This window comes from Phenylobacterium sp., assembly GCF_013822795.1.
GTDB lineage: Bacteria > Pseudomonadota > Alphaproteobacteria > Caulobacterales > Caulobacteraceae > Phenylobacterium.
On the sequence record NZ_PNLB01000003.1, the window covers coordinates 224299 to 241663 of the forward strand.

Annotated in this window: 17 protein-coding genes; 9 read left to right on the forward strand and 8 right to left on the reverse strand. The window is 67.8% G+C overall.

Annotated features, from left to right (window positions below; genetic code table 11):
• Positions 1-16: 16 nt before the first annotated feature.
• Positions 17-2227 carry a TonB-dependent receptor gene (locus tag C0481_RS04170; protein WP_293400957.1) on the reverse strand — a complete coding sequence of 737 codons (2211 nt, stop codon included), beginning with the start codon at positions 2225-2227 and terminating at the stop codon, positions 17-19.
• Positions 2228-2408: 181 nt separating this feature from the next.
• A complete protein-coding gene (locus C0481_RS04175; RefSeq protein ID WP_293400958.1) occupies positions 2409-3410 on the reverse strand; it encodes an AraC family transcriptional regulator in 1002 nt (333 codons plus the stop codon).
• A gap of 140 nt (positions 3411-3550) precedes the next feature.
• On the opposite strand from C0481_RS04175, the gene C0481_RS04180 reads away from it, so the two are divergent.
• Both C0481_RS04180 and C0481_RS04185 read left to right on the forward strand, forming a co-directional pair.
• On the forward strand, positions 3551-4033 hold the full coding sequence (locus C0481_RS04180; RefSeq protein WP_293400960.1) for an HtaA domain-containing protein: 483 nt from the start codon (positions 3551-3553) through the stop codon (positions 4031-4033).
• 12 nt (positions 4034-4045) lie between these two features.
• On the forward strand, positions 4046-4483 hold the full coding sequence (locus tag C0481_RS04185) for a hypothetical protein (protein WP_293400961.1): 438 nt from the start codon (positions 4046-4048) through the stop codon (positions 4481-4483).
• Here C0481_RS04185 and coaD read toward each other — a convergent pair.
• The 3 genes from coaD to C0481_RS04200 form a co-directional block, all read right to left on the reverse strand.
• Complete coding sequence (gene coaD / locus C0481_RS04190) at positions 4480-5010, reverse strand: pantetheine-phosphate adenylyltransferase (RefSeq protein WP_293400962.1); 531 nt, start codon at positions 5008-5010, stop codon at positions 4480-4482. The two genes, C0481_RS04185 and coaD, sit on opposite strands and share 4 nt — an antisense overlap.
• 31 nt (positions 5011-5041) lie before the next feature.
• Entirely contained in the window at positions 5042-6508 is a 1467-nt protein-coding gene (locus C0481_RS04195; RefSeq protein WP_293400964.1) for an alpha-L-fucosidase, read from the reverse strand.
• A gap of 96 nt (positions 6509-6604) precedes the next feature.
• On the reverse strand, positions 6605-8089 hold the full coding sequence (locus tag C0481_RS04200) for an NAD(P)/FAD-dependent oxidoreductase (protein ID WP_293400966.1): 1485 nt from the start codon (positions 8087-8089) through the stop codon (positions 6605-6607).
• 164 nt (positions 8090-8253) lie between these two features.
• Here C0481_RS04200 and C0481_RS04205 point away from each other — a divergent pair, with 164 nt between their 5' ends.
• Both C0481_RS04205 and C0481_RS04210 read left to right on the forward strand, forming a co-directional pair.
• Complete coding sequence (locus C0481_RS04205; protein WP_293400968.1) at positions 8254-9507, forward strand: NAD(P)/FAD-dependent oxidoreductase; 1254 nt, start codon at positions 8254-8256, stop codon at positions 9505-9507.
• Between the two features lie 91 nt (positions 9508-9598).
• Positions 9599-10183 carry a TetR/AcrR family transcriptional regulator gene (locus tag C0481_RS04210; RefSeq protein WP_293400970.1) on the forward strand — a complete coding sequence of 195 codons (585 nt, stop codon included), beginning with the start codon at positions 9599-9601 and terminating at the stop codon, positions 10181-10183.
• A gap of 61 nt (positions 10184-10244) precedes the next feature.
• Here C0481_RS04210 and C0481_RS04215 read toward each other — a convergent pair whose 3' ends face one another.
• On the reverse strand, positions 10245-11030 hold the full coding sequence (locus C0481_RS04215; RefSeq protein WP_293401054.1) for a THxN family PEP-CTERM protein: 786 nt from the start codon (positions 11028-11030) through the stop codon (positions 10245-10247).
• Between the two features lie 430 nt (positions 11031-11460).
• Between C0481_RS04215 and C0481_RS04220 the strand changes: the two genes are divergently transcribed.
• From C0481_RS04220 to C0481_RS04240, 5 genes are all read left to right on the forward strand, one after another.
• On the forward strand, positions 11461-11961 hold the full coding sequence (locus tag C0481_RS04220) for a GyrI-like domain-containing protein (protein ID WP_293400972.1): 501 nt from the start codon (positions 11461-11463) through the stop codon (positions 11959-11961).
• A gap of 91 nt (positions 11962-12052) precedes the next feature.
• Positions 12053-14749: a phosphoenolpyruvate carboxylase gene (ppc, locus tag C0481_RS04225; protein WP_293400974.1), complete on the forward strand. Its 2697-nt coding sequence runs from the start codon at positions 12053-12055 to the stop codon at positions 14747-14749.
• A gap of 98 nt (positions 14750-14847) precedes the next feature.
• Positions 14848-15255 carry a hypothetical protein gene (locus tag C0481_RS04230; protein WP_293400977.1) on the forward strand — a complete coding sequence of 136 codons (408 nt, stop codon included), beginning with the start codon at positions 14848-14850 and terminating at the stop codon, positions 15253-15255.
• A gap of 86 nt (positions 15256-15341) precedes the next feature.
• Positions 15342-15695, forward strand: coding sequence for a DUF1428 family protein (locus C0481_RS04235; RefSeq protein ID WP_293400979.1), 354 nt, complete (start codon positions 15342-15344; stop codon positions 15693-15695).
• Positions 15696-15849: 154 nt separating this feature from the next.
• Entirely contained in the window at positions 15850-16062 is a 213-nt protein-coding gene (locus tag C0481_RS04240; protein WP_293400981.1) for a hypothetical protein, read from the forward strand.
• A 189-nt stretch (positions 16063-16251) separates the two neighbouring features.
• On the opposite strand, the gene C0481_RS04245 is transcribed toward C0481_RS04240, so the two are convergent.
• The gene (locus C0481_RS04245; protein WP_293400983.1) at positions 16252-16623 is read right to left on the reverse strand and encodes a hypothetical protein; all 372 of its coding nucleotides are present in this window, start codon (positions 16621-16623) and stop codon (positions 16252-16254) included.
• 102 nt (positions 16624-16725) lie between these two features.
• Complete coding sequence (locus tag C0481_RS04250; RefSeq protein WP_293400985.1) at positions 16726-17277, reverse strand: hypothetical protein; 552 nt, start codon at positions 17275-17277, stop codon at positions 16726-16728.
• Between the last annotated feature and the right edge of the window lie 88 nt (positions 17278-17365).

Below are 17365 nucleotides of genomic sequence, written 5' to 3' on the forward strand. Positions count from 1 at the left end.
CCGCCGGCCGGCAGTTTTAGAACGGCACCCGGATGTTCGCCCCGACGGTGCGCGGCACGATGCGGATGCGCGCCTCGGGATCGAACGGGCTGGCCGGCAGCGCGCGGATCACGCCGCGGCTGTCGAGCGCGTTGTTCGCGTAGACCGAGAACTCGATGCCCTCGTGGGTCAGGCCCGCGCGCAGGTTGACGACGTTGTAGGCGTCCATCTTGCGGTAGGCGGACTGGGTCTCGCTGAACTCCGTGGCGCGCTCGCCCATGTACTGGTAGCCGGCGTAGACGAAGCCGTCGAGCTCGTCGCTGATCGGGAACACGTACTCGGCCGAGCCGCTGAAGGTGAACTCGGGCACGAACGGCGCCTTGTCGCCCTTCTTGGCGTTGAGGTTCGCCACGTCGGTCGACAGCTTGGAGTCGATGTAGGCGCCGCCGGCGGTCAGGGTCAGGCCCTGGATCGGGTTGGCGGTGAGTTCCAGTTCGACGCCGTCGCTGGTCGCGCCGCCGACGTTCTCACGGAAGCCGAAGCCGCAGTCGAGACGGCGCTGGGTCTGCATGTCGTCCCAGACCAGGTGGAAGTAGGCGCCGTTCACGCGGACGCGGCCGTCGGCGAAGGAGCCCTTGCCGCCAACTTCGTAGTTCCAGACCTTGTCGGCCTCGAAGACGTTCGGGTCAGTGCCGGTGCGGCTGAAGTCGGCCAGCTCGGCGGCGCAGACGTCCTGCGGCACCGGGGTGTTGATGCCACCGTAGCGGAAGCCGCGCGCAGCCTGGGCGTAGACCATGAAGTCGTCGTTCACGTCATAGGAGACGTTGAGCTTCGGGTTGTAGCCGTCCTCCTTGGAGGTGCGGCGCGGCGGGTCGCTGGGGACGGCGCCGTTGAAGAAGCCCGAGGCGTACAGCTTGTACTTCTGTTCCCAGTTGAAATAGCGCAGGCCGCCGGTGACGCTCCACTTGCCGATCTCGTAGGTCAGTTCGCCGAACAGGGCGTAGGTGCTCACCTCGAGGTCGTCGTAGCCCCAATAGGGGTTGTCGGTCGGGGCGCCGAAGTCGTTCGAGTCGATGCCCATGGCCGCATCGAAGCCCGGCACCGGGACGGTGTTCAGGTAGAAGATATCCTTCTTGTCGGCGAACGCGCCGACGACCCAGCTGAACGGACCATCGCCCTGCGAGGCCAGGCGGATCTCCTGGGCGAAGTAGGTCGAGTCCGTGGTGTCGACCAGCGGGCTGGGCTTCACGCCCGGGAACACCGACAGCAGGCCGTCGAGCGAGCGCTTGTTGACGGTCGTGCGGTCGAAATACGAGGTCGACGAGACCAGGTTCGCGAAACCGAGGTCGTAGTTCAGGGTCAGGTTGTAGATGTCGAGCTTGTCGTCGAAGCCGTCGCTCGAGGTGTAGTCGCGGGCCAGGCCAGGCACGCGCTCCAGGTCCTCGGGGCGGCCGCCGTCCTTGTAGTGGTGCTTGAAGTACGACAGGTCGGCCGTGAAGTCGTCGGTGACCTGCAGGCGGGCCTCAACGCGGCCGCCGCGGGCCAGACCGTCATTGAGGTCCTTCTCGCCGGTGGTGACGTTGTCGATGTAGCCGGGGGTCTTGGTGTAGTAGCCCGAGGCGCGGATCGCGAGGCGGTCGTTGATCAGCGGAACGTTGACCAGGCCCTTGAGCGAGAAGCCGTCGCCGCCTTCGTTGACGCTCGACACGCCGTACTCGACCTTGCCGTCGAAGACGTTGAACTGCGGACGATGGGTGATCATCCGCACGGTGCCGGTCATGGAGCCGGCGCCGTAGAGGGTGCCTTGCGGACCGCGCAGCACTTCGATGCGCTCCAGGTCGAACAGCGCCAGTTCCGGGTTCAGGGCGCCCATCGAGATCGGGATTTCGTCGATGTAGATGCCGACGGTTTCCTGGTTCTGGGTGTCGTTGTCGTTGCCGCCGCCATTGGTGACGCCGCGGATCGACAGGCGCGTGCGGCCCGGACCGTTCTGGTAGGCGGTCAGGCTGGGGACCGAGCCCAGCAGCGCGGTGTAGCTCTCGGCGCCCATGTTCTGAAGGGCCTGCTCGCCGACCACGTTGATGCTCATCGGCACGTCGAGCACGCTTTCGGTGCGCTTACGGGCGGTGACGACCAGCTCGTCGACGACGGCGCTGTCGCGAGCCGACTGCGCGTAGGACGGCGCGGCGGTCAGCGCCGTCGCCGAAATCAGAACCGAAGCGGCCAGCAGGCGCGTCTTGGTGCTCATCATAGGAATCCCCTCCCGAATGACAGGCGCGCGACGCCGCTCCAGCCGGCGCGCGCGAATTTTCGAGGCGGGACCATAGGCGTGTGACGCTTCTGCGAATGATGCGCCAAGCAGCCATTCTGATGCGCGATGCAATCAGTCGTCGCCGAACGGCAACCGCAGGTGCAGCACCCCCGCCGCGCTACCTTCGGCGGAAGTCCTTGGGCGCGGCGGCGAACCTGCGGCGGAACGCGGCGGTGAAGTTGGTCGGGTGCTCGTAGCCGACCGATTCGGCGATCTCGGCGATGGTCATGCCGCCCTCGCGCAGCAGATCCTTGGCCCGTTCCATGCGCCGTCCCTGGCAGAAGTCGAAAACCGTGGTCCCGAACGTCTCCTTGAAGCCGCCCTGCAGCTTGGTGCGATTGAGGCCGACGCGGCGGGCCAGCGCCTCGATGGTCGGCGGGTCGGCGAACTCGGCCATCAGGATCTCGCGCGCCTGGTAGAGGCTGTCGCGCTCGCTGCGGCGGACCGGCGAGGCGGCGCGGGGCCCCTGCTCGCCGCTCTCGACCGAGTCGACGAGCAGGCAGAGCATCTCCATGACCTTGGCCTCGAGATAGCGCTGGCGCAGCGCGCCCTTGAACGAGGCCCCGACAATGTCGCCGACCGCGCTGTGCATGGCCGGGGTCAGACGCATGCCCAGGTGATTGAACCCCTGCCCTGTGCGGTCGAGATCACGCAGCAGCTTGGGCAGTTCGTCGGGGGCCAGCCCCATGATCCGGGCCAGATTGCCGGCGTGGAAGTGGAGAGTCAGCGAAGCCAGCCGCTCGCGGCCGTGGATATGCAGGTCGTAGTCGCGCCCAGCCGGCAGGGTGAGCACCGAGGCGTAGCCCTTCTCGACCCGCACCGCATTGGGCCCGTCGTCGTGCACGCCGATGCCGCCGGCCAGCACGAAGCGCAGGGAGACCAGATCCTCCGGCGCGCGGATCGGCAGGGTGTAATGGTCGTCGTAGCTGCTGTCGGCGACGCAGACGAGCAGGTAGTCGTAGAGCCGCACGACGTCCCAATGGCCGGCGCCGTGCTCGACCGGCAGCCGCGCCGAGGCCGCCGGCCCATGGCGCGGCGAACGCGGCCCTTCGACCACGTGTCCGTTGAACCCGTCATAGATGTCGCGAACCTCGGCGCGCGACGACAGAAGGTCGACCATACCCACTCCGCGCCGACCCATCGTCCGGCGGCCGGCAAACTGTCGCACAGCAAAGGAATTGTCACGACGCCGGCAAGCAACCGCTGCGGGTTTGGCGAGAGATGTTACTTTCCGGGCTCGGTATGGGGAGGGAGTCGACGATGAGCGACCAGAACAAGCCGGCGGCGTCGCTGCAGTGGGGCGTCAAGCAGAGCTTTCGGAACTATGTCGCCATGACCGGCGGCACCACGGAGGTCGGCGGCGGCGCACAGACCGCCGAGGACGGGGCGTTCGTCTTCGCCGCGGCGGATGGCGGGCTCAGCCTGGACGCCGACGGCCGGCTGCAGGGGCGCGGCGGCTTTCTTGGCGAGGTGAAATTCCAGGCCCATGGCGGCATGCTGTCGGTGTTCCTGGCCGACCCGGCGATCGAGGTCGACGACAAGGGCGCGGCGCTGACCGTCGCCGACACCCCCAAGCGCGACTATCGGGTCGAGGTCGCGCGGCTGGACCTGGCCGCGGCGACGACCGAGGCGTCGGGCGAGCTGGTCATTCCGGTGGGACTGTCGATCGAGGGCAGCCGGCTGCTGGGCGACCACTATGCGCCGCGCACCGAGCTGGACCCGGTGCGGCTGCGGCTGGGCTAGGGGCGGCCGTCCATGGCCGAGCCAAAGGAGTTCTGGCTACGCGCCTTCGCCATCAAGGTCGAAGCTCACGCCGGGCGGCTATTGGTGACCAACGCCGCCTTCGTCGCCGGCAACTGGGCCTTGGACGGGCGCATGGAAATTCTGCTGATGATCCTGGCGGGAGCGACGATGCTGCTTGGGTTGCCCGCCCTGCTGCTGTGGATGGCCAGGGACTTCACCCGTACGGGTCCTCGCGTCCCGCTGTTCAGCGGCGCCTGGGAGGCGTCGAACAAGGGTTTCGATCGACGCCTGACGATCCTGCTTTACGTCACCTTCGCCGGTCTTTTTGTCTGCATGGTCCTGCAGGCCCCCGAGGCCTCGATACTTCTGATGTTCACCACCGCCTGGACAATCGGAATGGGGCTGCATCGGAGCCGGCGGAAGCCTGGCTCCGAGACCGAGGCGAACTAGCCCGCCGGCTCGCCGAACTTGGCCCGCAGCGCCCGCTCGACGCTGGGGGTCACCAGCCAGGAGACGTCTTCGCCGAGGCTGGCCAGTTCGCGGGCGGTGCTGGAGCTGACGTGCAGGAAGGTCTCGCGGCAGATGATGTGGATCATCGGCATGTTCGGCTCGAGCCGGCCAAGGATGCCGTGATAGCGGAACTCGTCGTCGAAGTCGGACGACTGGCGCAGGCCGCGGACGATGTGGGTGGCGCCGATGCGGTGGGCGTACTTGATGACGCTCTCGCCCTCGAAGGCGCCGATCTCGACCTGGGGCGGCAAGGTCCCCTGCCCGGCCAAGCCTAGATCGATGACCGACTGGGCGATCAGGTCCAGCCGCTCGTCGACGTCGAACAGGCCGGCCTTGAGCGGATTGATACCGACCGCCACGTGCACGACGTCGAAGGTGAGCAGCGCCTTCTGGATGATGTCCAGGTGACCGAACGTGATCGGGTCGAACGAGCCGGCATAGATGGCCCGGGTGCGCGCAGGCTTCATGCGCCCATTGGTCCAGCCGCAGGCTTGGCCGTCAAGGCGTCGGACTCCCCACCCCGGGGTTCTCGAACGCGCCGCCGTCGATCGCCACCGCTGGAGCGTAGGCGCCGGCCCGGGGCCGCGCGAAGATCATCCGGGTGTCCTCGCCCTCGGGCCGCAGCTCGACCGGGCATCCGTCGGACAGACGCGCGCCGAGGCCGCTGAGCGTTACGCCGCGCACGAGCAGTTCGCGGCCCTCGACGGCGGTCAGCGGGATGATGTTGAGCCGCCCGCCGCGGGTGGTGAAGCGGACGGGCGCGCCGTCCTGCGTCTGCGCCTCTGCGATGCGCCAGGGCCGGGTCGCGTAGACCGCCTCGCCGTTGTCGCGCAGCCAAGCGCCGATGGCGTTGAGCCGCTCGATCTGCGGCGTGGGAATCTGGGCGTCGTCGCCGCGCGGGCCGATATTGAGCAGCAGGTTGCCGCCCTTGGAGACGCTGTCGACCAGTTCCAGCAGCAGGTGCTCGACGCTTTCGTAGTCGCTCTCGCCGTCATTGCGGTTGAAACCGAACGAGTGGCTCATGCCGCGCGTCGCCTCCCACTTGCGGTCCTGAATGTCGGCGAAGCGGACGTATTCGGGGGTGCGGAAGTCGCTGTGCGGCACCGGCGGCGGCACGACGCCGTCGGCCCCGCCGCCGGACTTGGCGGCGCGGGACTCGATCATCCGGTCGAGCACCAGCCGGGGCAGCTTATGGCGCAGCAACCGCGCGGTGAAGGTCGGGGTTTTCCAGCGATCGTTGACCACGCCGTCGGGCACGGCGGCGTAGTAGTCGTCGAACAGCGCGTCGAGCTCGCCCTGGGCGGTCGGCCAGGAGATGTCGTTCCACAGCACGCTAGGCTCGTAGCGCTCGACCAACTCGCGGGTCTGGGCCGTGGCGTAGGCCGGGTAGCGGCCGCCGGGCACCGAGCCGACGAAGTCCATCAGCGTGCGCAGCGGCTCGGGATTGAAGCTCCAGTCGATGCCGCCCGAATAGTAGACGCCGAAGCGCAGGCCGGCGCGGCGCACGGCGGCGGCCAGCTCGCCGACCACGTCGCGCTCGGTGCGCCAGCCCTGAGCGTGCGGATGGGCCACCCGCGAGGGCCACAGGCAGTAGCCGTCGTGGTGTTTGGTGACCAACACGACGTAGCGCGCCCCGGAACCGGCGATCGCCTCAGCCCAAGCGTCGGGATCCCACTGGCTCAAACCCGCCAGGAACGGCTCGCGGAAGTCGCGATAGGGCGCGCCGCCATAGGTGTCGCGGTGGAACGCGGCCGAGGGCGTGTCAGGCGACTTGATCGCGTTCTCGTACCACTCGGTATAGGGCGAAAGCGCCACCGCCCGGCGGTAGTCGGTCTTGAAGATGTCGGAGATCTTGCCGACCTTGGGCGCGAAGGCGGGGATCGAGAACAGGCCCCAATGGATGAAGACGCCGAACTTGGCGTCGTCATACCAGCCCGGCAACGCACGCCCCGCAAACGTCCCCATGGCCGCCTCCCCGCGCCCCGGCCGGCGTCAGCGGCCGGCGGGGCTATCAGAGCCACGGGGCGGCGGCTTGGCAAGCCGCCGCATATCGACGTTCGATCAGGCGGCAAGATCCTGACTGGCCCGCGCCTGGGGCTTGGAGAACTGCATGACGCCGTCGTCGACCGAGCCGAAGCGCAGGCTGACGAGGTCCAGGGCGTAGTTCTGGTGCAGCTTCCACGGCTTCCTGGTTCCCTGCTTGGGGAACTGGTCGATGGAGCGCTGGACGTAGCCGGAAGAGAAGTCGAGCCAGGGCGCCTCGCCGACGGTGGGATCGGGCTTGGGCGTGCAGATCGGCTGGCCGGTGCGGTCCATGTGGTTGAGCAGGCGGCAAACGTACTCGCAGGTCAGGTCGCACTTCAGCGTCCACGAGGCGTTGGTGTAGCCGAAGGCCGAGGCCAGGTTCGGCACGCCGCTGTACATCATGCCCTTGTAGCTCATGGTGCTGGCCATATTGACCGGCTCGCCGTCGACGCTGACCTGCAGACCGCTGAGCAGTTGCAGCTTCAGGCCCGTGGCGGTGACGACCACGTCGGCGTCGAGCTCCTGGCCGGACTTCAGCTTCAGGCCGGTCTTGGTGAAGCCGTCGATCTGGTCGGTGACCACCGAGGCCGAGCCGTCCTTGATCGCGTCGAACAGGTCGGCGTCCGGCACCAGGCACAGGCGCTGGTCCCAGGGGTTGTAGCGCGGGGTGAAGTGGGTCGCGACGTCGTAGTCCGGGCCCAGGTGCTGGCGCACCATGTCGATGATCTGCTGCTTGGTCTTTTCCGGCTTCTTGCGGGCCAGGTTGAAGAACAGCATGCCGAACAGCACGTTGCGCCAACGGGTGATGCCATAGGCCAGCTTGGCCGGCAGCTTGGCGCGCAGCCAGTTGGCGGCGGCGTCCTCGGCCGGGCGCGAGACCACGTAGGTCGGCGAGCGCTGCAGCATGGTCACGTGGGCCGCGGTCTTGGCCATTTCCGGCACCAGGGTGACGGCGGTGGCGCCGCTGCCGATCACCACGACCTTCTTGCCCGAATAGTCGAGGTCTTCCGGCCACTTCTGGGGATGGACGATCTGGCCCTGGAACTGGTCGGTCCCAGCGAACTGCGGGGTGTAGCCCTCGGCGTAGTCGTAGTAGCCGGTGCACATGAAAAGGAAGTTGCAGGTCAGGCGGACCGCGTCCTTGTTCGGGCCGACCTCCGCCTCGATCGTCCAGCGGGCGTCGGCCGAGGACCACGAGGCGCGCTTCACCTGGTGGCCGAAGCGGATATGGCGGTCGATGCCGTTCTCGATGGCGGTGTCGCGCACGTACTTCAGGATCGAGGGACCATCGGCGATGGCCTTGGCCTCGCGCCAGGGCTTGAAGGCGTAGCCCAGGGTGTACATGTCGCTGTCGGAACGGATGCCCGGATAGCGGAACAGGTCCCAGGTGCCGCCGCTGGCCTCGCGGCCTTCCAGGATGGCGTAGGTCTTCCCCGGGCAATTGGCCTGCAGATGATAGCCCGCGCCAATGCCCGAGAGCCCGGCCCCGACGATCAGCACGTCGAAATGTTCGCTGCCCACCAATGTCACCTATGAAATCGCGTCCCGGCCCCCCGGCCAGGATTCCTCAAACAGTTGTTCGACATCATGCGCTCTCGGACAGCGTTCGCCAAATGCGGTTCGACGCCTTGCCGGATGCAGCCGCACGGCCTCTAGATGGGTGTGCGCCGCAACCGGAGATTTCCATGTCCCAGGCCGACAAACCCCGCGTCGTGATCGTGGGCGGCGGCTTTGGCGGACTGGAGGCGGCGCGGGCCCTGGCGCGGGCCGACTGCCAGATCACCCTTATCGACCAGCGCAACTATCACCTGTTTCAGCCCCTGCTCTATCAGGTGGCGACCGCGGCGCTGTCGCCGTCGGAGATCGCCTGGCCGCTGCGCCACGTGCTGACCCGGCAGGCCAATGCGCGGGTGGTGATGACCCGGGCCACGCGCGTCGACCTCGCAGCCCGCAGGGTGGTCACCGAGGCGGGGGAGTTTCCCTATGACTACCTGATCGTCGCCACCGGGGCCGCCCACTCGTACTTCGGCAAGCCGCAGTGGGAGACGCACGCGCCTGGCCTGAAGAGCCTGGAGGACGCCACCGAGTTGCGCCGCCGGGTGCTGTCGGCGTTCGAGGAGGCCGAGACCGCCCCGCCGGAGCGCCGCGCGGCGCTGCTGACCTTCGTGGTGGTCGGCGGCGGGGCGACGGGTGTGGAAATGGCCGGGGCGGTGGCCGAACTGGCGCGCGACGCCCTGAGCCGCGACTTCCGCCAGATCGATCCGGGCCAGGCGCGGGTGCTGCTGGTCGAGGGCGGACCGCGGGTGTTGCCGGCCCTGTCGCCCGACCTCTCGGCCTATGCCGAGCGGGCGCTGGAAGGCCTCGGCGTGGAGGTGCGCACCGGGGCGATGGTCACCGACGTCGACGCCGGGGGCGTGGTCCTGGGCGAGACCCGGGTCGCGGCCCGCACCATCGTCTGGGCGGCCGGGGTCGCCGCCTCGCCGCTGGCCGCAGAGCTGGCGGCCGAGCACGACCGCGCCGGACGGGTGAAAGTCGCCGCCGACCTGTCGCTGCCCGGCCATCCGGAGGTGTTCGTGGTCGGCGACGCTGCGGCCATGGCCAGCGGCGGCAAGCCCGTACCCGGCATCGCCCCGGCCGCCAAGCAGGCCGGCAAACACGCGGCCCGGCAGATCGCCGAGCGGCTGAACGGACGGCCCGGCGAGGCGCCGTTCAGCTATATGCACGCCGGAGACCTGGCCACCATCGGCCGGCACGCGGCGGCGGTGCAGATCGGGCAGGTCAAGCTGACCGGCTTCATCGGCTGGGTGTTCTGGGGCGTGGCCCACGTCTACTTCCTGATCGGCCTGCGCAATCGCATCGCGGTGGCCTTCGACTGGCTGTGGAGCTGGCTGACCCGCCAGCGCAACATCCGCCTGATCGTGCAGCATCGCGGCCGATAAGGCGAAGCTCAGCCGCCTGCCCGCTTGACCCTGTGGAAGACGCGCGGTGATGTAACTCGATACAGACCGGTCGCTCACTGAAAGGCGGGACATGGCGGCGAGACCATCCAAGACGACGGACACCGCGCCGCGCTCGGCGCGCGACCGCATCTTCGAGGCGGCCCGGGACATGTTCTATCGCAAGGGCATCCGCGCGGTCGGCGTCGAGAGCATCGCCGCCGAGGCCGGGGCGACCAAGATGAGCCTCTATCGCAACTTCCCCTCCAAGGACGAGTTGGTCGCCGCGGTGCTGCGCGAGCAGTCGAAGGAAGGCTGGGCCTGGTGGGAGGAGATCATCGCGCGCTTCGACACGCCGCGGGCCCAGCTGGAGGGACTGTTCGACGCCTTCGCCGAGAGTTCGCAGACGCATGGCTGCGCGCTGTGCAACGCTGCGGTCGAGCTGCACGAACCCGACCATCCGGCGTTCCTGGTCGCCAAGGCCCACAAGATGGAGACGCGGCGGCGGCTGATCGAGCTGGCCCGCGCCGCGGGCGCCGCCGACGACGAGCTCGGCGACGGGCTGCTGCTGTTGCTCGAAGGCTCGCACATGGCCCGCATCACCTTGGGCGGCGAAGGCCCCGACCGCATGTTGCCGCGGACGGCGCGCGCCCTGATCCGCGAATACCTCGACCGCTGAACCCCACGAAAAAGGCCCGCTCGTTCGAGCGGGCCTTTCACAATCAAGTCGCAGGCTGGGGTCAGACCGCCAGCATCTGACGGCGACGGGCCGAACGGACCATGGTCCCCACGCCGCCGAAGCCGATGATCATCATCGCCCAGGTGGCCGGTTCCGGCACGCCGCTGGCGACGCTGTAGAGGTCGATCTTGCCGCGGATGTAGGCGCTGTTGACCGCGCTCTCCTTGGTCCAGAAGCCGCCGCTGGGCGAGCCGTCAACCAGGAAGCCGTCGAGGTTCAGCGTGTACTGCTTGCCGCCGATCTGGAAGACCTGCGAGTTCGAGTTGAAGTTCATGGTCACGCGGTCGGCGCAGCCGTTCACATTGATGCCGCTGTTGTTCGGCTGACCGTTGGCGCACGGGTTCGACTGGTTCGTCGTCTCGTTGTGCGAGAAATTGTACTCGAAGGTCTTCGTGCCGAGGAACGAGCCGTCGGCCCAGACGTCGGTGGTGAAGCGCAGGCCGACGCCGGTGATCGCCCCGCCGCTGCTGATCGGGAAGTTCACGTGCTGGAACTCGCCGATGTTCACCGAGCCCGAAGAGTCGATGGCCTGGTCGAGGCTGGCCGAGAAGTCGGTGCCGACGAAGTTGTAGCCGCTCTGGCCGTAGCCGGTCGAATAGCCCCAGCGGATCGTGCCGTCGCCGCCGTTCGCAGAGGTGTTGAGGTTCACGCCGCCGACCGGGTCGAACCACACTCCCGCGACGTTCTTGAATTCGACCTGCACCGCCGCGGCGGCCGGAGTCGCGATCGCGGCCGCGAGAACCAGCGCCGAAATCACGGCCGGCGCCTTGACCTGAAATTTGAGCATATTCACGCAAACCCACCTTGTTGTTGTTCTAGATGGCAGTCGATTTGCGCCACAATTCCGCCACGCACAACAACATTGCTTAACATTTTACAATTGATCTGAACACTTCCCCTGACAGTTGTTTTTACTAAGTTCAGATCGTCCAATACCCGACCAAACTAGTCCGTTCGGACTATCAGATGGCGGTCGGACGAACAGGCTCTATTGCGTCGAAACCTGACGTCGCGCGCATTTTCGCCATCAGCATTTCGCAGCGGTCATGGGCGGCAAAACGCCGGCGACATCGCGCAGCTAGGCTGTATGGCCACACGGTCGCTCACCGTCCGGACACGCTCAGGCGTTCCTTCGCGCGGCCTTCACACGATCTGGATGCAGGCGCGCGACGCGGCAAAGCCGCGGTGCTCGCCGCGCCAGACTGACGAGAGGGACAATGGAGAGACTTCAGCCGGCAGCCATCGAGGCCCCGCGTTTCGAGGAGCGCCCATGGACCTTTGCGGGCCTACGCCGCCGCCATGCCCGCAAAGAAGGCGTTTGGAACGCATTGGACGAGCACTGGTGCGCGGCCTCCGAACGCTTCGCCAAGGTCGGCGGGCGCAAGGGCGGCGCGGGATACGGGCTCTACTACGACCTGTTCGCCCAGCGCGACGGGTTCGAGATGATCGCCGCGGTGGCCACCGACGACGAGGCCCGCCGGCCGGCCGCCTTCGAGCAGCTGCAGGTTCCGAGCCGCCGCTATGCGGTGTTCGCCCATCTCGGACCGGTGAGCCGGCTGCGCAGCACGATCTGGACCGCCTGGTACGGCTGGCTGCCGAACCTGGGCCTGCGCTCGGCCGGCGACAGCCTGACCCCCGACTTCATCGAGGTCTATGGCGACGACGCCGGCAACACCGGCCGGCCGGCGATCGAGGTCTGGTTTCCGGTCCGCGCCTGAGGCGCTCAAACTCGCCCGCGACGGCGCGCCAAATCGCCTGTAGAGAACGCCGTGCATCGAATTGACGTAACGACATTCTGAAAGTGCGCGCGTGCCGGAAAGAGCTGCCAAGTCGCCGCCCTCGGAGCTGAGGGCCAGGGTTCGGGTTTTGGGCCGCGTGCTGGGGGACGTGATCAAATCCCAGGACGGCCAGACGCTGTTCGACCGCATCGAGGACATCCGCAAAACCTCCGTCGCATTCCATCGCGAAGGCGGGGCGGCGAACGCTGCGCTGCTGGAGGAGCGGCTGCGCAGCCTGGACCTGCGCGAGACGGTGCGCTTCGCCCACTCGTTCGCGTGCTTCCTGCAGATCACCAACATCGCCGAGGACTATGTTCAGCGCCGCAAGGCCGGCGACCCGCGCCCCGACAACCTGGCCGGCAGCCTGGAGGCGCTGGCCAAGGAAGGCGTCTCGACGGCGCAGGTCGCCAAGATGCTGCAGACAGCGTTCATCGCCCCGGTGATCACCGCCCACCCGACCGAGGTGCGGCGCAAGAGCGTGCTGGACCGCACCGGCGCCATCGCCGCGGCGCTGAGCGCCCTGGAGCAGGCGAACGGCGAAGCTGCGCGGCACGACCGCGAGCTGGAGCTGCTGCGCGAAGTGGCGATCTTCTGGCGCACCCGGCTGCTGCGCGGCGTTCGCCTGGGTGTAATCGATGAGATCGAGACCGCAGTCTCGTATTTCGAGCGCAGCTTCCTGGCCGAGCTGCCCAAGCTCTACGCCCGCTGGACCCGCCAGTTGGACGCCCAGCTGCCCAGCTTCCTGCGCATCGGCTCGTGGGTCGGCGGCGACCGCGACGGCAATCCGTTCGTCACCGATGCGGTCCAGCGCCAGGCGTTCGCCCGCCAGTCGCAGGCCGCGCTGCTGAACTATCTGGAACGGATCCACGCCCTGGGCGCAGAGCTGTCGCTGTCCAGCACCCTGGCCCAGGTGACGCCGGCGCTGCAGGCGCTGGCGGACGCTTCGGGCGACGTCTCGCCGCAGCGCGGCGACGAGCCCTATCGCCGGGCGCTGCGCGGCGTCTATGCGCGCTTGGCGGCGACCTATCCGATCCTGACCGGCGAGGCCCCGCCCCGCCCCTCGCCGCTGGCTGCCGCGCCCTACGCCAACGCCCAGGCGCTGAAGGCCGACCTGCAGACCATCCTCGACAGCTTGGTCGCCAACCACGGCGACACCTTCGCGAACGGCCCGCTGCCCGAGCTGATCCGGGCGGTCGATTGCTTCGGCTTCCACCTGGCGACGCTGGACCTGCGCCAGAACTCGGCGGTCCACGCGCGCACGATCGCCGAGCTGATGGCGGTGGCCGGTGTCTGCCCCGACTATCAGGCGCTGGACGAACAGACCCGCCAGGACCTGCTGCTCTCGGAGCTGGCGCACGGTCGGCTGCTCTACTCGCCCTATGCCGAATACAGCGAGGAGACCCGCCGCGAGTACGCGGTGCTGGCCCAGGCGGCGCGCTCGCGCCAGCAGTACGGCCGCCAGGCGATCGTCGCCTACATCGTCTCCAACACCACCTCGGTCTCGGACCTGCTGGAGGTCTACATCCTGCTCAAGGAGGTCGGCCTGTTCCATCCGGGCCGGACCCCGCGCACCGAAGTGTTCGCCGAGCCGCTGTTCGAAACCATCGGCGACCTGCGCGCCGCGCCGGAGACGATGCGCGAGTACCTGTCGCTGCCGCTGATCAAGTCGCTGCTGGCCGAGGGCCGGCTGCAGGAAGTGATGATCGGCTATTCGGACTCCAATAAGGACGGCAGCTACCTGACTTCGACCTGGGAACTGCACCAGGCCTCGCGGGCGCTGCTGGCCACCACCGAGGCGATGGGCCTTCGCCTGCAGCTGTTCCACGGCCGCGGCGGCACGGTCGGCCGCGGCGGCGGCTCGAGCTACGAGGCGCTGCTGGCCCAGCCCGAAGGCACCGTGCGCGGCCGCATCCGCATCACCGAGCAGGGCGAAGTCGTCGCCAACAAGTACGCCGACCCGCAGCTGGCCGACCAGAGCCTGGAGACCATCACCGCCGGCGTGGTGCTGGCCTCGCTGCGCAAGGCCTCGGCCGAACGGCAGGGCGAGAAGCACGCCCCGGTGCTGGACAAGCTGTCCCAGGCCTCGATGGAGGCCTATCGCAACCTGGTCTACGAAACCCCTGGATTCGTGGACTATTTCTATGGCGCCACGCCGCTGACCGAGATCGTCGAGCTGAACATCGGCAGCCGGCCGGCCTCGCGCCAGCCGACCCGCAGCATCGAGGGCCTGCGCGCCATCCCGTGGGTGTTCTCGTGGTCGCAATCGCGGACCATGCTGCCCGGCTGGTACGGCTTCGGCTCGGCCATCGAGGCGTCCGGCGCGTCGCTGAGCGAACTGAACGAACTGCACGAAGCGTGGCCGTTCTTCGCCACGACGCTGGCCAACATGGAGATGGTGCTGGCCAAGAGCGACATGCTGATCGCCCGCCGCTATGCCGGCTTGGTCGAGGACAAGGCCCTGGCGCAGACGATCTTCGGCCGTATCGAAGGCGAGTGGAACAAGACGGTCGAAGCGCTGCTGACCATCAGCGGCCAGAGCGCGCTGCTGGACCGCCACCCGGACCTGGCCGAGGCGCTGCGCACCCGCCTGCCCTACATCGATCCGCTGAACCACCTGCAGATCGAGCTGATCCGCCGCCGCCGCGCCGGCGACGAGGCCGAGGCCGTCCGCGAGGGCATCCACCTGACCATCAACGGGGTCGCCGCCGGGCTGCGCAACAGCGGATAGCCCCCGAGCGGGGCTATTTGTTCGACCCGCGCGGCGACGGCGCCTATGGTCGCTGGTCAGGCCCGCTTTGGCCGTGTTTCCAGGCTGAGGGGGCGCCCATGTTCGACAACCTTCCCGACATTCTGCTGCGTCACCGGCGGATCGTCGGACTGCTCGCTATCGCCGTCGCCATCGCGACCTGGGGCGTCGATTGGGCGGGGCTCGTCTATCACTGCCCCTACTGCCGCACGCAGCGCACGGTGATCGGCCTGCTGGGGCTGCTGCTCCTGCTGCCGAACCCGGCCCATTGGATGGTCCGCTACCTGTCGGCGGTCTTCGCGATCTTCGGCCTGTCGGTCGGCTCGACGCAGCACTTCCGTGGCTGGGCGAAGATCATGTCCGGCAAGTTCACCTGGGGCGAGCACTGGTACCTGAACGCCTGGATGCTGTCGGGCTTTGCGATCCTGATCATCACGGCGCTGGTGCTGTTGATCTGGCGCTGGCGCAAGCCAGGCGCGTCTCACTAGGCGCCTCGCAGAATAAATCGCGCGGCTGTCGGATCGGACGCCGCGCGAACGTCCTTTGGTCTGCACAACCCAAAGGAGGAAGTCCCATGCCCTATGTCGACGGTTTCGTGCTCGCCGTGCCGAAGGCCAAGATCGAGGCCTACAAGGACATCGCCCGCAACGCCGGTGACGTCTGGAAGGATCACGGCGCGCTGGCCTATGTCGAATGCATCGGCGACGACACGCCCTATGGCGAGGTGACCTCGTTCCCGCGCGCCGTCCAGGCCAAGGACGACGAAGTCGTGGTGTTCTCGTGGATCGTCTACGCCTCGCGCGCCAGCCGCGACGAGATCAACGCCAAGGTCATGGCCGATCCGCGCATCAAGATGGATCCGGCCCTGATGCCGTTCGACGGCAAGCGGATGATTTTTGGCGGGTTCGAGAGCTTCGTCGAACTCTGACCCCACAGGTGGCGCCCGCAGCCTACCTTGGGGTCGCGGGCGTTACATTCGTTTACGTTATTTTTCAAATACTTGTTGGCGCACACATATCAAAGCGCGCCATACCCGCGTCCATGAAGGCCGCTTCCCGGCGGCTTGTCAGGACGTGACGCAGATGTTGAAGCACTTGCCGGCGACGCTGGCTTTCGCCGTCGCCATGGCGGCCTCCGCCAGCCCGGCCGTTGGCGGCCAGGACGCCGCCGTGAGCGCCGCGCGCGCGGCCGAGGTGTCGATCATCTGGAGCGCCATGATCCTGGGTTTCGTGAGCGCGGGCGCCCTGCTCCGTCATGACCGCCGGGCGCGCCGCGTACCGGCCCTGACCGCCTGATAACACGCGCCAGCGACCCGCCGAGTTCTGGGGGCGAGCCTTTCGGGGCGCGCTCGCGGGGCGACGGGGAGCCGCGGGAACCCGCCAGACGGGTTCACCCAGCCCCCCCGCGGCTCCCCGTACGCCAAAGTTGGAGGCCTCGGCCGAAGGCAGACGTCTGGAAGGTCCAAAGTGGGTGGTTAGCCGACATCAATCCACCCGATTGGCGACCTGCACTCGGACGGGGACGACGCTGCCCCCCACCTTCGCGCCGGATGCCGACGTGAACACCCGCGCGGTCTGCGCCTCGATCATCAGGCTTGGACCGGACCACTGTATGTTGAGGGCGGGGCTCACCTTGTCGGCGACAAAGATTGGTTCGCCTTTTGGGTTCGCGCCATGCGGTACGATGTAGACCCAATCGACAAAGCCCACGGTCGCGCCGGTCTTAGGCTGCGCATGCACCGCATCCAGTCGTCCATCCGGGCTAGGTAGGCGGGCGAGAACATCCACTCGTGGCGAGCAGGCCGCAAGTAACGAGCAGCCGAAAAGCACCGTAGCGGGCACAAATTGGTGGAGCATGGTTACGACCTTAGCCGCAGGTCCACGGGCCACAAGCCAATGTTCTGATCGTCCGCAATGGGTCGATTGCGGTCGCGGACCTGATCGCCGACGGCGGACGCCCTACGCCAACCCCAACATGCGGCGCGCCGCCGGCGGCGCTTCGGCGACGCGCCAGGCTTCGACGTTGTCCTTGGTCTGCTGCAGCTGACGTTCCCAGACCTTCTCGGACGTCTGGTAGTTGATGTCGTACCTGGCGGCCTTGCGGAACTCGACGAACTCGACGCCGTCCTCGAGCGTCTCGAAGGTGTAGACCGCGCCGGCGGGAACGAACATGCCGTCCCCGGCCCTCAGAACTTCGCTGCCGTACTGAAGGGCGCCGGAGATGACGTAGTAGAGGCAATCGGCGCTGTGGCTGTGGCGGGGCAAGGGGAAGCCCTGTTTGAACCACGCGTAGGTCAGGCTGAGGCCAAGCTCCTCACTGGAGAACAGCACCTTGACGACGTTGCCGCCTTCGTAGCCCGCCTCGACGACGTTCTGCAGGCCGCGGGCCTGGATGTCGTTCATGGGCGCGAACTGCATCGCCTCAAGGAGGTGCTTGCCCTCCTCGGCCCGATAGATGGTGATTTTCCTGGCCGGGCCCGCGGCGCCCTCGACCTGAGTTGCTTCCGTCATGGCGTCACTCCCTGGGCTGCTTGAGCCATCGCACGTGGCTCTTGCGCCAAATCTCAGAGCGCGCGCCGCGCCGTTGTCAACGAACCCG

Bases quoted from the DNA above. Each gene is read 5' to 3' on its own strand.
- C0481_RS04170 (WP_293400957.1), bottom strand. From the start codon at position 2,227: ATGAGCACCAAGACGCGCCTGCTGGCCGCTTCGGTTCTGATTTCGGCG.
- C0481_RS04175 (WP_293400958.1), bottom strand. From the start codon at position 3,410: ATGGTCGACCTTCTGTCGTCGCGCGCCGAGGTTCGCGACATCTATGAC.
- C0481_RS04180 (WP_293400960.1), top strand. From the start codon at position 3,551: ATGAGCGACCAGAACAAGCCGGCGGCGTCGCTGCAGTGGGGCGTCAAG.
- C0481_RS04185 (WP_293400961.1), top strand. From the start codon at position 4,046: ATGGCCGAGCCAAAGGAGTTCTGGCTACGCGCCTTCGCCATCAAGGTC.
- coaD (WP_293400962.1), bottom strand. From the start codon at position 5,010: ATGAAGCCTGCGCGCACCCGGGCCATCTATGCCGGCTCGTTCGACCCG.
- C0481_RS04195 (WP_293400964.1), bottom strand. From the start codon at position 6,508: ATGGGGACGTTTGCGGGGCGTGCGTTGCCGGGCTGGTATGACGACGCC.
- C0481_RS04205 (WP_293400968.1), top strand. From the start codon at position 8,254: ATGTCCCAGGCCGACAAACCCCGCGTCGTGATCGTGGGCGGCGGCTTT.
- C0481_RS04210 (WP_293400970.1), top strand. From the start codon at position 9,599: ATGGCGGCGAGACCATCCAAGACGACGGACACCGCGCCGCGCTCGGCG.
- C0481_RS04215 (WP_293401054.1), bottom strand. From the start codon at position 11,030: ATGCTCAAATTTCAGGTCAAGGCGCCGGCCGTGATTTCGGCGCTGGTT.
- C0481_RS04220 (WP_293400972.1), top strand. From the start codon at position 11,461: ATGGAGAGACTTCAGCCGGCAGCCATCGAGGCCCCGCGTTTCGAGGAG.
- C0481_RS04230 (WP_293400977.1), top strand. From the start codon at position 14,848: ATGTTCGACAACCTTCCCGACATTCTGCTGCGTCACCGGCGGATCGTC.
- C0481_RS04235 (WP_293400979.1), top strand. From the start codon at position 15,342: ATGCCCTATGTCGACGGTTTCGTGCTCGCCGTGCCGAAGGCCAAGATC.
- C0481_RS04240 (WP_293400981.1), top strand. From the start codon at position 15,850: ATGTTGAAGCACTTGCCGGCGACGCTGGCTTTCGCCGTCGCCATGGCG.
- C0481_RS04245 (WP_293400983.1), bottom strand. From the start codon at position 16,623: ATGCTCCACCAATTTGTGCCCGCTACGGTGCTTTTCGGCTGCTCGTTA.
- C0481_RS04250 (WP_293400985.1), bottom strand. From the start codon at position 17,277: ATGACGGAAGCAACTCAGGTCGAGGGCGCCGCGGGCCCGGCCAGGAAA.